This is a genomic window from Bacteroidota bacterium (assembly GCA_016722375.1).
Taxonomy (GTDB): domain Bacteria; phylum Bacteroidota; class Bacteroidia; order Chitinophagales; family LD1; genus Bog-950.
This window is the reverse complement of record JADKJG010000002.1, coordinates 34,312-48,457: the sequence shown is the minus strand read 5'-3', so window position 1 is coordinate 48,457 and position 14,146 is coordinate 34,312. Positions and strand designations below refer to the sequence as shown.

Genomic DNA, 14,146 nt, shown 5'->3' with positions numbered 1-14,146 from the left:
CTCTATTTTATTATTTTCGCCCGCTTAATCCAAATAGTCTCTATATAACTAACAGAATGAATCAGATAAAAAAGTTGTTTCTATTTTCTCTTTTATGTATTTGTGCACAGGTATCTTTTGCTCAGGATAGTGGCAGAAGGTATGACCAATCCATGAAGTTTGCGGAAGTCATGACGCTTATAAAAGGATATTATACCGATACCGTAAACGATGAAAAGCTAACAGAAGACGCGATCCTCAAGGTATTGGAAGACTTGGACCCTCACTCCTCGTATGTTCCGGCTAAGGACGTAAAGAAATCGGAAGAACAACTGGTGGGCAATTTTGAAGGCATCGGCATTAGCTTCCAGATACTTAAAGATACTATCATGATTTTAGAAGTTATCCCAAGCGGTCCGTCCGAAAAGGTTGGCTTGCGCGCCGGTGACAAAATCATCAAAGCAAACGACACCATTTTGGCAGGTACTAAGCTGGATAATGAACGAGTTGTGAAAAATCTTCGCGGGGCCAAAGGAACCAAGGTAAAGATAGGCGTTATGCGCAGTGGAGAAAATGGACTGCTTGACTTCACCATCACACGCGACAAAATTCCGATTTTCAGCATTACGGCGGCATATATGGCTGCACCGGGCATTGGATATATTCGTTTAGAAAGGTTTGGTGCTACGACCTTGCAAGAGTTTTTGCAGTCGGTTGAAAAACTAAGAGCTCAAGGAATGAAAGATCTAATCTTCGATTTGCAGGGAAACGTGGGAGGCTACCTTTATACTGCAGTTGACATGTGTAACCAATTCCTTGGCGACACACAGTTGATTGTTTATACTCAGGGCTTGCACTCTCCTTATTATCCATACAAATCTAACGGTCGCGGCATGTTTCAGCAGGGGAGAATCGTGATGATGATTGATGAAAGTTCGGCTTCGGCGGCAGAGATCCTTTCAGGATGTATTCAGGACAATGATCGGGGATTATTGGTTGGAAGAAGAACATTCGGAAAGGGATTGGTACAAAAGCCGTTTACACTTAATGATGGTTCTCAGGTGAAACTCACCACTGCTCATTATTATACGCCAAGTGGCAGATGTATTCAAAAGCCCTACGGAAACGGCAATAAGCAATACCGCGATGATTTTAAAGAGCGTTTGGAATCTGGTGAGCTTTTCGGCACAGACACTTTCAAATATGCAGACACGCTTCGCTATACGACTCTAAATGGCAGAACGGTCTATGGCGGCGGAGGTGTAAAGCCAGATTTCGGAGTGCCTCTTGATACGTCCATGAATTCTCCGCTGTTCAATCTACTTTTAAGAAAGGGTATTGAAAACAAATTCTGTTTGGAGTATGTGGATCGCAACCGAGAGACTCTTTCCCGTTTATATCCCAATGCAGATTCCTTCTACAATCGCTTTGAGGCCGATGCACAGGTACTTAATCAGTACTTTGCCCTAGCAGTAAAAGATAGCCTTCTTAAACTGAAAGTAGGAATGAATCCCATAAACTTCAAGGACTATTTCTCGATGGCGCAGGAAGACAAAACTTTCCATCTGGAAAAAGATTTTAATCGTTCAGAACTTCTTATCAAGACTCGTTTGAAGGCTACCATAGGCAGGAATATGTTCGATACCGGCATGTGGTGGCGCGTCATCAATTCTTCCGTAAACAATGTTTATTCAAAAGCAGTGGAGGTGATACAAAATGAAAAACTGTTCGACGTGCTGAAACCCAAAACCGCAGAAAAGCAGGATGGTAAGAAAAAAGGGAAATCCTCTCACAAATAGACATTAGTATTAAGTATCTCCTGCTAAGTAAACAACCCAATATCCTCCCTGCTTAAGGACTAAATACCTACTACTACCTACTAAATACTCATTGAAATGAAAATCGGATTATTCTACGGAACAGATACAGGCAACACAGAACGAGTAGCCAAAATAATTAAAGAAAAACTGGAAGCCACTTTAGGTCCTGATCGTATTGAACTCCACGAAATATATCATAAGAAAAAGGAGGATATGGAATCTTTTGACTTCCTTATTCTTGGCATGCCCACTTGGTATGACGGCGAGTTGCAAGGTGACTGGGAGGAATACATTCCTGAATTGCAGCAGATAGATTTTAGCGGTAAGAAAATTGCTTTTTTTGGCTTGGGCGATCAGTACGGTTATGCCTCCTATTTCTGCGATGCACTCGGGGTATTTTCTGAAATAGTGGAGAAAAATAAAGGAACAGTCGTCGGTCTTTGGCCAATTGCCGGTTATGAACACGACTACTCCAAAGCCCAGCGCGGCGACCAATTCATTGGATTATGTATTGATGACGACAACCAAAGTGACCAGACCGAAGAGCGGATTCAGGGTTGGGTACAATTGATTTTGCCTGAATTAACATAATAGCCTTAGCCCAGTTGGGTGGTGTTTGCTCTAATCGGAGTTGATGGATTGCGGTCGGATATTGATGGAATTGGCCTGACTGTTAGAAATAGAGATGGTGCTTGAAATTTCACTTTTGTCCATAATTATCTTTTTGTGGGGTATTTTATTAGACTTCTTTCCAAAATGGGTTTATTCTAAAAATAAGTACACTAGACTATGTGTTCTGTTGATTGAATTGTGGAAAAACAGAAGTTTGATAATTTCTTTGCTTCATGCGATGGGCAATTATTCAAAAACAGCCAAAGGCACAGTTTAAACGTAGTACAGGAGTCACCCGAGAGGTGTTTCATCTGATGGTGCAGGCTCTAGAAGAGGCAAATGCAAAAGCAAGAAAGCACCCAAGCCGTGGAGTGGCTTCCAAATTAAGTTTAGAGGACAAGGTTTTGATGCTCCTGATGTATTACAGGGAGTATCGAACGATGTTCCATATTGGCGTTACCTATGACATTAGTGAATCGGCGGTTTGCAAAATAATTATGGATACGGAGCATAAGCTCATCAACGATCCCCGGTTTCATTTGCCTTGGCAAAAAGGTACTTACCCGTCCGGAAAATAAGTTTGAGCTAGTCTGGATAGATGTGACGGAAACCCCTATTGAGCGACCTAAAAAAAACAGCGGCGTTATTACTCAGGTAAAAAGAAAAGACACACCTTAAAATCACAGATAATAGCAGACCAAAATACCCGACAGATTGTCTGCACTGAAGTAGGAAATGGACGCAAGCATGACTACAAGTTGTATAAACAAAGCCAAACACCCATCCATCCCACCATAACCGCAGAAGTAGATACCGGATACCAAGGATTACAAAAGGCACATCCCAATACCGAAATACCAAAGAAAAGAAGCAAGAAAAATCCGCTTACCAAAACAGATAAACAAAGAAACCAACGGATATCCTCCAGCAGGGTGGCTATCGAGAATATCATCCGAAAACTCAAAATATTCAGAATACTGGCTGAAAAATATCGAAACAGAAGAAGAAGGTTCAAATTGCGGCTCAACCTAATCGCGGCTATTGCTAACTTACTAACTAAGCCTATTTGATTTTGGAAAGAGGTCTATTATTTTTTCATTAAAAAATGGATAATGTATATTTTCGCCCGCTTTTGGGGCAAATACGAGCATGACTTTTGAGGCTGCGGTCATGACTTACACTAGACTTCTTTCCAAAATGGGTTTATTCTAAAAATAAGTACACTAGACTATGTGTTCTGTTGATTGAATTGTGGAAAAACAGAAGTTTAATAATTTCTTTGCTTCATGATGGACAATTATTCAAAAACAGCCAAAGGCACAGTTTAAACGTAGTACAGGAGTCACCTGAGAGGTGTTTCATCTGATGGTGCAGGCTCTAGAAGAGGCAAATGCAAAAGCAAGAAAGCACCCAAGCCGTGGAGTGGCTTCCAAATTAAGTTTAGAGGACAAGGTTTTGATGCTCCTGATGTATTACAGGGAGTATCGAACGATGTTCCATATTGGCGTTACCTATGACATTAGTGAATCGGCGGTTTGCAAAATAATTATGGATACGGAGCATAAGCTCATCAACGATCCTGGTTTCATTTGCCCGGCAAAAAAGGTACTTACCTGACGAAAATAAGTTTGAGCTAGTCTGATAGATGTGACGGAAACCCCTATTGAGCGACCTAAAAAACAGCGGCGTTATTACTCAGGTAAAAAGAAAAGACACACCTTAAAATCACAGATAATAGCAGACCAAAATACCCGACAGATTGTTTGCACCGAAGTGGGAAATGGACGCAAGCATGATTACAAGCTGTATAAACAAAGCCAAACACCCATCCATCCCACCATAACCGCAGAAGTAGATACCGGATACCAAGGATTACAAAAGGCACATCCCAATACCGAAATACCAAAGAAAAGAAGCAAGAAAATCCGCTTACCAAAACAGATAAACAAAGAAACCAACGGATATCCTCCAGCAGGGTGGCTATCGAATATCATCCGAAAACTCAAAATATTCAGAATACTGGCTGAAAAATATCGAAACAGAAGAAGAAGGTTCAAATTGCGGCTCAACCTAATCGCGGCTATTGCTAACTTACTAACTAAGCCTATTTGATTTTGGAAAGAGGTCTACTGACTCAAGCATGACTTTGAAGTCCAAAGTCATGACTTTATGGGCTTCGGTCATGACTTTACGAACCAAAGTCATGATCAGGAATGCCGCAGTCTTGACTTTAGAATCTAAATTCAGGACTGTACCGGAGAAAAACAAAATAAGAAAGAGAAGTTTGTACATGAAGAACATCAGCTTTAGGCTTTGTGCGATAAAAGTGGGGGATCCAACACGGAGAAAATTAAGTCCGAACACTATGTATTGAAGTTGTAACACATCGCATTTTTGTCAAAGCCTCACCGATGGCAGAATATTTCACTCCCAACGATATCGGGCAGCGGTTTATGACCATCTGCACTGATTTAATTCTATTTTTGAGGTTCACAAAAAATGAAATTATGTACACCACTATACTTTTAATACACCGAATAGTCGTCACCCTGTTTTTATTGCACTATATGACGAAGCTCATTCTTTTGTTGTTCAACAAAAAGGAACTGCTTGCTTCCTATTCACAAAAGACCAGACTTGTCGAGATAGTTATCAGCACCACCTTTCTGATTTCAGGAGGTTGGTTGATGTTTTCAGGAGCTTTGTTTAATAACCTCTTGATTATTAAATTGATTTGCGTGTTTGCTGCTATCCCGCTGGCGGTGATTGGTTTTAAAAAGGGGAATAAAGTATTGGCCATCTCGGCAGTGTTTTTAGTTCTAGCAGCCTACGGCTTGGCAGAAATGAATAAAAAGGGCAAAACCGGAGGGAAGATGGACACCACCACATTTGCCGGCGATCCTATTGCAGAGGGACAGTTTATTTACGGTAAGAGTTGTGTGAAGTGTCACGGTGCAGACGGCAAGATGGGAGGAAGTGGCTCGAAGGATTTGTCGCTGACTACGCTGACGGATGATGAGAAAAGAGTGGTGATTCGCCAGGGCAGAAATGCCATGCCTGGGTATAAGGATTTAACAGATGTGCAGGTTGAGTCTGTGATACAGTATATTAATACGATAAAAAAATAGAAGTCGGCCGATGGATTGATTGCCGGGTTCATTAAAGCACATCATTTTTTAGTTATCATTTAGAACTCATGTCTTCAAAGAATAAAAATTTATCGCAACATAAAACAACCGGTATAAGCGCCGACTCAGAATATCGGATTGCCATAGTAATATCCGAATATCATGAAGAGATTACGGCAAATTTAAAGAAGGGTTGTGTCCAAACTTTAAAGAAGCACGGTGTGTTGGAGGATAATATTTTTATCCATCCGGTTCCAGGAGCATATGAATTGCCTTTTGGCTGCTTTATGGGTTTATGACAAGAAGAAAGCCGATGCGGTGATTTGTTTAGGTTGTGTCATTAAAGGGGCTACTAGCCACGATGTGTACATCAATCATGCAGTATCGGATGGACTAATGCAACTGGGACTTAAAACACGGGCGCCCTTTATTCTTGGATTATTGACACCCAATACCTTGCAGCAAGCTAAAGATCGCTCTGGTGGTAAGTATGGAAACAAAGGGGTGGAATGTGCTATCGCTGCTTTGAAAATGCTAGAACTGAAAAAGTCGCTGAAAAAGAAATAGAAAGATGAAACTGCATGTTATTGAAACAGGATTTTTTAAGTTAGACGGTGGCGCCATGTTTGGTGTGGTTCCCAAAACTATGTGGCAAAAACTGAACCCACCGGACGATAGAAATTTATGTACTTGGGCTTTGCGCTGCCTTCTGATTGAAGATGGCAAGCAATTAATTTTGATTGATTGTGGGCTGGGCGACAAACAAGAAGATAAATTCTTCAGCCATTATAAACCTCATGGAGATGCCAATTTGGAGAAGTCGTTGAAGCAAGCAGGTTTTAGCAAAGATGATGTGACCGACGTGATTCTTTCTCATCTTCATTTTGATCATTGCGGAGGAGCTATAGAAAAAAACAGCGAAGGCAAATTATATCCTGCCTTCAAAAATGCTACTTATTGGAGCAACGAAAAACACTGGCAGTGGGCTACACAGCCCAACGCTCGCGAAAAAGCTTCGTTTCTGAAAGAAAATATCCTGCCTATTCAGAAGAGCGGACAATTAAAATTTGTTTTGGACGACAGTCGAGAAGTACATCCCTCCATTGCATTGAAAACAGTTAATGGCCATACCGAATCAATGTTTATTCCACACATTAACATCGGAGATAAAACCATTGTCTATTGCGCTGACCTTTTGCCCAGCATGGCTCACCTACCAATTCCTTATGTGATGGCGTATGACACACGACCGTTGTTAACTTTAGACGAAAAGAAAGCATTTCTGCAAAATGCAGCAAGCAACAATTACTATCTCTTTTTTGAACACGACCGTTCGATAGAATGTTGCAGTATTAAAGAAACAGAAAGGGGCGTTCGCGAAGACCAGACGTTCAAGCTAAGCGAACTGGTGTAATCCAGATTATATTTTACCCTCGTCGAGTAATATTTTTGCCCTTAGAATACTGGCAATTGACAGCGCATCACGTATTTCTCCACGCAAAACCATTTGATATACTTCTTCAAAAGGCAGTTTCTTGATTTCAAATTGTTCATCTTCTTCAGGGTTAGCCTCCACGGGCACCAAATCTCGGGCTATATAGGTATAGGAAAGTTCATCTGTACAAGAGTTTGAAAGTTGCATCTCTAAAATCATTTCAAAGCGCCCAGCGCTAATTCCAGCTTCCTCCGCCAGTTCTCTCTTAGCGGTTTCCAATGGCATTTCGCCATCATGGCATCCTCCTTCGACTATTTCCCATTCGTAGCTTTGTAAAGGGTATCTGTATTGGCCTACTATCCAGATGTTATTATTTTTATCCAAAGGGATCACCGCTATGGCACACATTTTATAATGTACCACTCCATATATACCCGGATTGCCCGCCGGATTAATCACCTGATCTTCTATTAGTCTAATCCATAAGTTTTCGTACTTAATCTCGCTGGAAAGTTTTTTCCATGGGCTCAGCGCCTGATTCATTTTCATTGCCATTTCTATCAATTAGAGTTTACTGCAAATGGGACATTTCTGCAAGTCATGGCCACGTGCGGGGCAGTATTCCCTTCCAAAATAAATTATTTGCAGATGTAATTTGTTCCAGAGGTTTTGAGGGAATAATCTCTTTGCATCTTTCTCTGTCTGTCCCACACTTTTCCCATTACTTAGCTTCCACCGATGCATGAGGCGACGAATATGAGTATCTACCGGAAAGGCGGGCTTGCCAAATACCTGCGTCATGATAACCGAAGCTGTTTTATGCCCTACTCCAGGTAGAAATTCCAATTCCTCAAAGGTGTCCGGCACCATCCCTTTATGCTTTTCTATCAGAATTTCGGACAATCGAAATATGGCCTTTGATTTTGCGGGAGCTAAGCCACAGGGCCGGATAATATCTTCGATTTCTTTAGCAGAAAGTTTCACCATCTGTTGAGGGGTGTTCGCTTTTATGAAAAGATGAGGAGTAACAAGATTAACTCGCTTATCAGTGCATTGTGCTGAAAGCAATACCGCAATCAACAAAGTGTAAGCATCGCGATGGTTTAAGGGTATCTCGGGTTGTGGATATAGTTGCTCTAATTGTTGTACAATAAATTCTATCCGCTGTTGTTTGGTCACGACCTAAATAGAGGAGTTATTTTAAAGAGCAGTCTTGTCTTTATAATGTTCAATAATTTTATCTGTCGCCTGGTCTATCATCTCATATACATAGCTATATCCGGATTCTCCTCCGTGGTATGGATCAAAAATATCTACATCCCGGTCTGGATATACCTCACTCATCATTAACTTTATTTTTTTCTTTTCTTCAGGAGTATGGGTATGAAGGTATATGGAAGCATATATAACTCCATCCATAGCATAGATTATATCGTACTTAAGAATGTCCTCGCGGGTGAGAAGTGTAGAGGAAAAAGTAGTTATATCAACTCCATGCTTCCTCATACATTTTACGGCACTCGGATGTGGGTGGCTGTCCTTATATTCCGCACTGACTCCTGCGGCTTTAATCTCCCAATCTAGGTTATAAATTTTAGCATTATGCCTCATCAGCCCTGCTGCCATCGGAGAACGACAAATACTCGCATAACAAACAAATAGTAGCTTTAATGGCATAGCAATCAACCTGAATGGCGAAGAAACAAATATTTAATCTGGAATCATACTCTAAGTGTACTTTGTTGCAATATTTAGTAGATATGGGTGGCAGCACACCGCAACTTACAGTATATCGAGATTAGTTGTTGTTACCCTTAAAATTTAAAAACTTCAATTCTTATTTAGCTGAACACTTAAGCATTTGACACTATAATTCTTTACTGTTAAATTGCCGCCTATTGCCTTTGAACTACATATCTGACATAAAAAAGCTTGTGCTACCTGTATTGCTACTCACGGCAGTAGTAATAGTGATATTAAAACCATCGCCCAACAATTTACGTAGTGCGTCTGAAGAAATTCAACAAAGAGTCAGTGAGATTGAGAACAGTTTTAATAATCTGAGCCAGAACGACACACTCTATAAAGATTTAGAAAAGTTCAATACAGAAAGTCAAGCGCTCCAATTGGCTGAGAACCAGGGTATCGCAATATTTTATTATCATTTTGATTCGCTACTCTTTTGGACAGATCATCACACATTCCTACCCTCCTCACCCGGCGCACTCCCCAATGGAACTTCATTCTTAAAGTTAAAAAATGGATGGTATGTAGTGATAAAGCATACGGTTCAAAAGTCAGGGAAAGTAATGATTGGGGCAGCACCCATCAAATGGCAATATCCCTTTGAAAACCACTTTTTGAAAAATGCATTTTCTGCTCCGCTCAAACTGACAGAAGATATTGAATTGAGTGTGCAAAAATTACCGGGTTCGGTTCCAATTTACAACCAACATAGTGATATACTATTTTACATCTACCGTTTAGAGCATAAGGATGGTACTCAAATAAACTTCGCTTTGCTTTTGGCGCAGGTGATGCTTTTAATTATTGCGTTTTACTATATTCATTATTTCGCAGTACGGATTGTACACAAGAAGGGCTTTGCCCGTGGATTTATCTATCTCTTTATTTCAGCGGGAGTGATTCGCGCGGTTTTGCTGATTTTGGGCCAGCCTTCTGAGTTTTATCACTTGGAGTTATTTCAACCGAAACACTACGCCTCATCTGTATTTTCTAAGTCGCTCGGCGATCTCTTCATTAACAGTTCAATTTTGATTTGGATGGTGTTGTTTGCTGCTTTTTACAGATCCGATTCGGAAAATCGCAAACCGGTGAGCAGTCTTAAAGCAATTGCCTCTGTAGTCACCATATTCCTGCTAACCGCAGGATTGCTATGGATATTCAAGTCACTAGTGATTGATTCGGTTATTTCGTTCGAGGTATATAACATCCTTAGTCTTAGCCCATTTAGCTTGTTAGGCTTACTAAGCCTCTCTTTGTTGTTAATGGGGCATTTGATTATTTCTAAATATCTAATCCACATTTTGCGAACCTCAGAAACAAGATGGGGCATTGTTGTTGGAGTTATCATTTTCTGTGGAATAGCCTTTGCACTGAGTGCGGTTTATTCCTCCTACTGGCAAGCAATCATTTTTACTGCTCTTTGGTGCACATTTTATATTCTGGCGATTTATCGTTTGATGGAATCAAGTTCCGGCTATTCTGTAAAGAACCTGTTGATTATCATTTCCCTTTACAGTCTGCTATCTGCCTATTTAATTGAGAACTTTTATGAACATCATGAAAGAACCTATCGAAAATATTTCGCCAGTAAACTGGTAAGTGAGCGAGACTTTATCGCAGAATTCTTGTTCAATGATATTTACACCCGTTTAGAACAGGATACTTTTCTGCGCAATTACTTTGCCAACCCAATTACTCCTAAAAAGGAAATTACGGACCGTTTAAACTCTGTGTACTTTTCGGGATACCTTAATAAGTATGAGATAATGGCTTTTGCCAAAAATCGATCTGGACTTCTTCTCAGAAACTCAGATACTACTAGAATTGATTATCTCCTTCCATCAAATTTACTTGGAGCAGACAGTACCGACCGTCTATTCTACACATCCGATAGTAGCAAGAACTTTTCCTATTTCTCATACATCCCCTATTATGAGGACACCGTATTGATTGGAACTTTAGTGATTCAACTCAATCCCAAGAATTATTACGGACAAAACGTTTATCCTGAATTACTGTTGGGGAACAATGTGTCGAACCTGCCGAACAACCGGCGTTACAACTATGCTATTTACCACCGCGAGCAATTGGTCAGCCAGCATGGAGAATATCCTTATCCCTATTTTTGGAATAAGGCGTTCGTTTTCAGCGGACTGCCTTATCAGTATATTGATGTGGGTGATTGGGAACATATCATCTATCAATTTGGTAGTGACACAAAGGTGATTGTTACCGAACATCAGGAAGGTTTGTTTGAACCGATTGCCACTTTTTCCTATCTTTTTACTTTCTATTTTTTGATGGCAATATTAGTTCTGGGCCTATTCAATCTTTTAAATCGGTCGGAAGTAACCCAAGAGCGATTTAGTTTCTTCTACGTTTCATTTAGAACACGAATTAACTATTCCATACTGCTCATAACTGTAGCTTCTTTCGTTATTATTACTCTGGTGACGATTAGCTTCTTAAAAAAGCAGTATGACAATAATTATTCTGACCGTCTATTACGGAAAGAAAAAGTCATTCATTCAAGTATAGAATATTTTCTCCGGCAACACGAACAAGCAACTCTCCTTCTTTCCGATGACAATTTCCGGAACACTCTAAACTTTGAAATAACTCGACAGGCAGAAATGAACGATATTGACGTGAATATATATAGTCCAGACGGTGATCTAATTGTCGCCTCACAGCCAGCAATTTACGATCATGGATTAGTGTCGAGAAAGATGAATCCGCATGCCTTCTTCTTGTTGTCAAGCGAAAAGGCAGCCCAGACTACTGAAGAAGAAAACATCGGCTCTTTAGGTTACCTTGCTACTTATGCGCCAATCAGAGATCTTGCAGGAAAAACAATTGCCTACTTAGGAATCCCGTATTTCACCAGATCAAAGAATATTTATGAAGATGTATCTTCGTTTCTTGTGGCTTTGATGAATGCCTATGTGTTCTTGTTGATTTGCGCCGCCTTAGTGGCTTATTTTATCTCTAATTCCATAACTAAACCGCTCACAATTATCAGTGAAAAGCTGCGACAATTAAATCTAACTAAAAAGAATGAGCCTATTCAATGGAATAGTCGCGATGAAATAGGTGTGCTGGTCAAAGAATATAACAAGATGATTAGCGAACTGGAAAACAGCGCACAGGAATTGGCTAAAGGAGAACGAGAAATCGCCTGGAGAGAAATGGCAAAACAGATTGCCCATGAAATTAAAAATCCTCTTACCCCTATGAAGTTGAGTATCCAATATCTTCAAAGAGCCATTGATTCCGGCGATCCAAATATTGCCCAATTATCTCGAAAAGTGGCTCGGACGCTGGAAGAACAAATTGAAAATCTATCATCCATCGCCTCGGCCTTTTCCTCCTTTGCCAAAATGCCCAAGACCCAAAATGAATTAATTAACCTGAACGAATTACTTCAGTCCATATCCGATTTGTTTGGCCGAGAAGAGAAAACTTTCATCACCTTTTCCACCGACTCTAAATCACCAGTGGTTTTTGCAGACAAGAATCAATTGGTCAGCGTATTTAATAATCTGATAAAGAACGCATTACAGAGTATTCCCGAAACCCGGATAGGCTTTGTTGATATTCATGTTAAAGAGGAAGATGGATGGGTGGTTATCACTGTAAGCGACAATGGGCAAGGCATTCCACATGAACTCTATGAAAAGGTCTTTGTCCCGAATTTTACTACGAAATCATCCGGTACTGGTCTGGGCTTAGCCATCACTAAGCAGATAATAGATGGCACTGGTGGTAGAATATGGTTTGAGTCCTCCGAGAATATAGGAACCACATTCTATATACGCCTTAGAATGAAGATTGAGTTATAATTGCTTTGGCTAGGCGTATAAAACTCTTTCTATAGCCCTTTACAAGGGAATATTCCCGTGTTTCTTTCTCGGCAATTTCACTGCTTTGTTTTCAGTCATTTTAAAGGCACGGATAAGGCGGGTGCGTGTTTTGGATGGCTCAATTACTTCATCAATAAATCCACGAGCCGCCGCTTTGTATGGATGAGCAAAGTTCTCAGCATACAAGTTCACTACCTCCTTCATCTTTTCTTCCGGGTCCTTCGCTGCTGATATCGCTTTCTTAAAAATAATTTCAGCCGCTCCCTTTGCTCCCATTACCGCAATTTCCGCATTGGGCCACGCATAATTCATATCAGCCCCTATATGCTTTGAATTCATCACATCGTATGCTCCACCGTACGCCTTACGCACAATCACCGTTATCTTAGGTACCGTCGCTTCGCTGAAAGCGAAAAGCAGTTTAGCTCCACTGCTGATAATTCCTCGCCATTCTTGGTCTGTACCCGGCAAGAAACCAGGAACATCCACCAAGGTCAATAATGGAATGTTGAAGCAATCACAAAAGCGAACAAAACGTGCACCCTTGTTACTGGAAGAAATATCAAGCACTCCAGCCAATACAGCTGGTTGGTTGGCCACGATACCAATGCTGCGACCTGCCAAACGAGCAAAGCCCACTACAATATTCTCTGCGTAATGTTGATGCACCTCCATGAAAGAACCCGTATCGGATATTTCATGGATAATATCGCGAATATCATAAGGCTGATTTGGGTTCTCAGGAATTACAGAATCGAGTTTGTGTCTGGTCTCATCGCCCAAAGTATAAGGATAGGCTGGTGCTCGATCTTCGCAATTCTGAGGCAAGTAACTCAACAGTTTCTTAATGGAGGCAATACAATCCGCATCATTTGCACAGGTAAAATGCGTAACCCCCGATTTTACTCCATGCGCCTGAGCACCTCCCAGTTCTTCACTTGTCACATCCTCGTGAGTCACCGTCTTAACCACGTTGGGGCCTGTAACAAACATGTAGGAAGTATGCTCTACCATCAGGATAAAGTCAGTGATGGCTGGCGAATAAACTGCTCCGCCTGCACAAGGGCCCATGATGGCAGAAATCTGAGGGATAACTCCCGAGGCAATCGTATTTCGATAGAAAATATCAGCATAACCGCCCAAAGAACTGACGCCCTCCTGAATGCGTGCTCCACCAGAGTCATTCAAACCGATGACCGGCGCACCGTTCTTCATCGCCAAGTCCATGATCTTACATATCTTCTCTGCGTGAGTTTCAGAAAGTGACCCACCGAAGACCGTAAAGTCCTGAGAAAAGACATAGACCATTCTACCGTTCACCATTCCATAACCAGTGACTACCCCATCTCCCAGATAAATTTCTTTATCCATATCAAAGTCTTTGGTGCGGTGTTCCACCAACATGCCAATTTCTTCAAAGCTGTCGGGATCCATCAGCAAATCTATCCGCTCGCGAGCGTTCAGTTTTCCTTTCTTATGCTGGCTGTCAATACGGCTTTGCCCGCCGCCCATCATCGCAGCAGCCTTTTTCTCTTTCAGTCTATCTATCTCTTTCTTCATCTA

The 14,146-nt window shown here is 41.0% G+C and carries 9 protein-coding genes and 3 pseudogenes; 8 read left to right on the top strand and 4 right to left on the bottom strand.

Annotation, left to right across the window (positions count from 1 at the left end; translation table 11 throughout):
* Positions 1-56: 56 nt before the first annotated feature.
* From IPP77_02140 to IPP77_02110, 7 genes and pseudogenes are all read left to right on the top strand, one after another.
* Entirely contained in the window at positions 57-1,778 is a 1,722-nt protein-coding gene (locus IPP77_02140; protein MBL0308515.1) for a S41 family peptidase, read from the top strand.
* Between the two features lie 96 nt (positions 1,779-1,874).
* Entirely contained in the window at positions 1,875-2,390 is a 516-nt protein-coding gene (locus IPP77_02135; GenBank protein ID MBL0308514.1) for a flavodoxin, read from the top strand.
* Between the two features lie 254 nt (positions 2,391-2,644).
* Positions 2,645-3,481 (top strand): annotated as a pseudogene (locus tag IPP77_02130) (IS5 family transposase).
* A gap of 216 nt (positions 3,482-3,697) precedes the next feature.
* Positions 3,698-4,523, top strand: a pseudogene (locus tag IPP77_02125) (IS5 family transposase).
* 299 nt (positions 4,524-4,822) lie between these two features.
* Positions 4,823-5,539 carry a c-type cytochrome gene (locus IPP77_02120; GenBank protein ID MBL0308513.1) on the top strand — a complete coding sequence of 239 codons (717 nt, stop codon included), beginning with the start codon at positions 4,823-4,825 and terminating at the stop codon, positions 5,537-5,539.
* 68 nt (positions 5,540-5,607) lie between these two features.
* Positions 5,608-6,106 (top strand): annotated as a pseudogene (locus tag IPP77_02115) (6,7-dimethyl-8-ribityllumazine synthase).
* A gap of 4 nt (positions 6,107-6,110) precedes the next feature.
* Positions 6,111-6,953, top strand: a complete 843-nt coding sequence (locus IPP77_02110) for an MBL fold metallo-hydrolase (GenBank protein ID MBL0308512.1) — start codon at positions 6,111-6,113, stop codon at positions 6,951-6,953.
* A gap of 6 nt (positions 6,954-6,959) precedes the next feature.
* Here the strand turns inward: IPP77_02110 and IPP77_02105 are convergent, their stop codons facing one another.
* Genes IPP77_02105 through IPP77_02095 form a run of 3 tightly spaced genes read right to left on the bottom strand, consistent with a single transcriptional unit; the run spans position 6,960 to position 8,651 of the window.
* Entirely contained in the window at positions 6,960-7,517 is a 558-nt protein-coding gene (locus IPP77_02105; GenBank protein ID MBL0308511.1) for an NUDIX hydrolase, read from the bottom strand.
* Between the two features lie 21 nt (positions 7,518-7,538).
* Positions 7,539-8,153, bottom strand: a complete 615-nt coding sequence (gene nth, locus IPP77_02100; GenBank protein MBL0308510.1) for an endonuclease III — start codon at positions 8,151-8,153, stop codon at positions 7,539-7,541.
* Between the two features lie 21 nt (positions 8,154-8,174).
* Positions 8,175-8,651, bottom strand: coding sequence for a low molecular weight phosphotyrosine protein phosphatase (locus tag IPP77_02095; GenBank protein MBL0308509.1), 477 nt, complete (start codon positions 8,649-8,651; stop codon positions 8,175-8,177).
* Positions 8,652-8,908: 257 nt separating this feature from the next.
* Between IPP77_02095 and IPP77_02090 the strand changes: the two genes are divergently transcribed.
* Positions 8,909-12,562 (top strand): HAMP domain-containing histidine kinase, encoded by a 3,654-nt coding sequence (locus tag IPP77_02090; protein ID MBL0308508.1) that lies wholly within the window; start codon positions 8,909-8,911, stop codon positions 12,560-12,562.
* A 39-nt stretch (positions 12,563-12,601) separates the two neighbouring features.
* Here IPP77_02090 and IPP77_02085 read toward each other — a convergent pair whose 3' ends face one another.
* A complete protein-coding gene (locus IPP77_02085; protein ID MBL0308507.1) occupies positions 12,602-14,143 on the bottom strand; it encodes an acyl-CoA carboxylase subunit beta in 1,542 nt (513 codons plus the stop codon).
* Between the last annotated feature and the right edge of the window lie 3 nt (positions 14,144-14,146).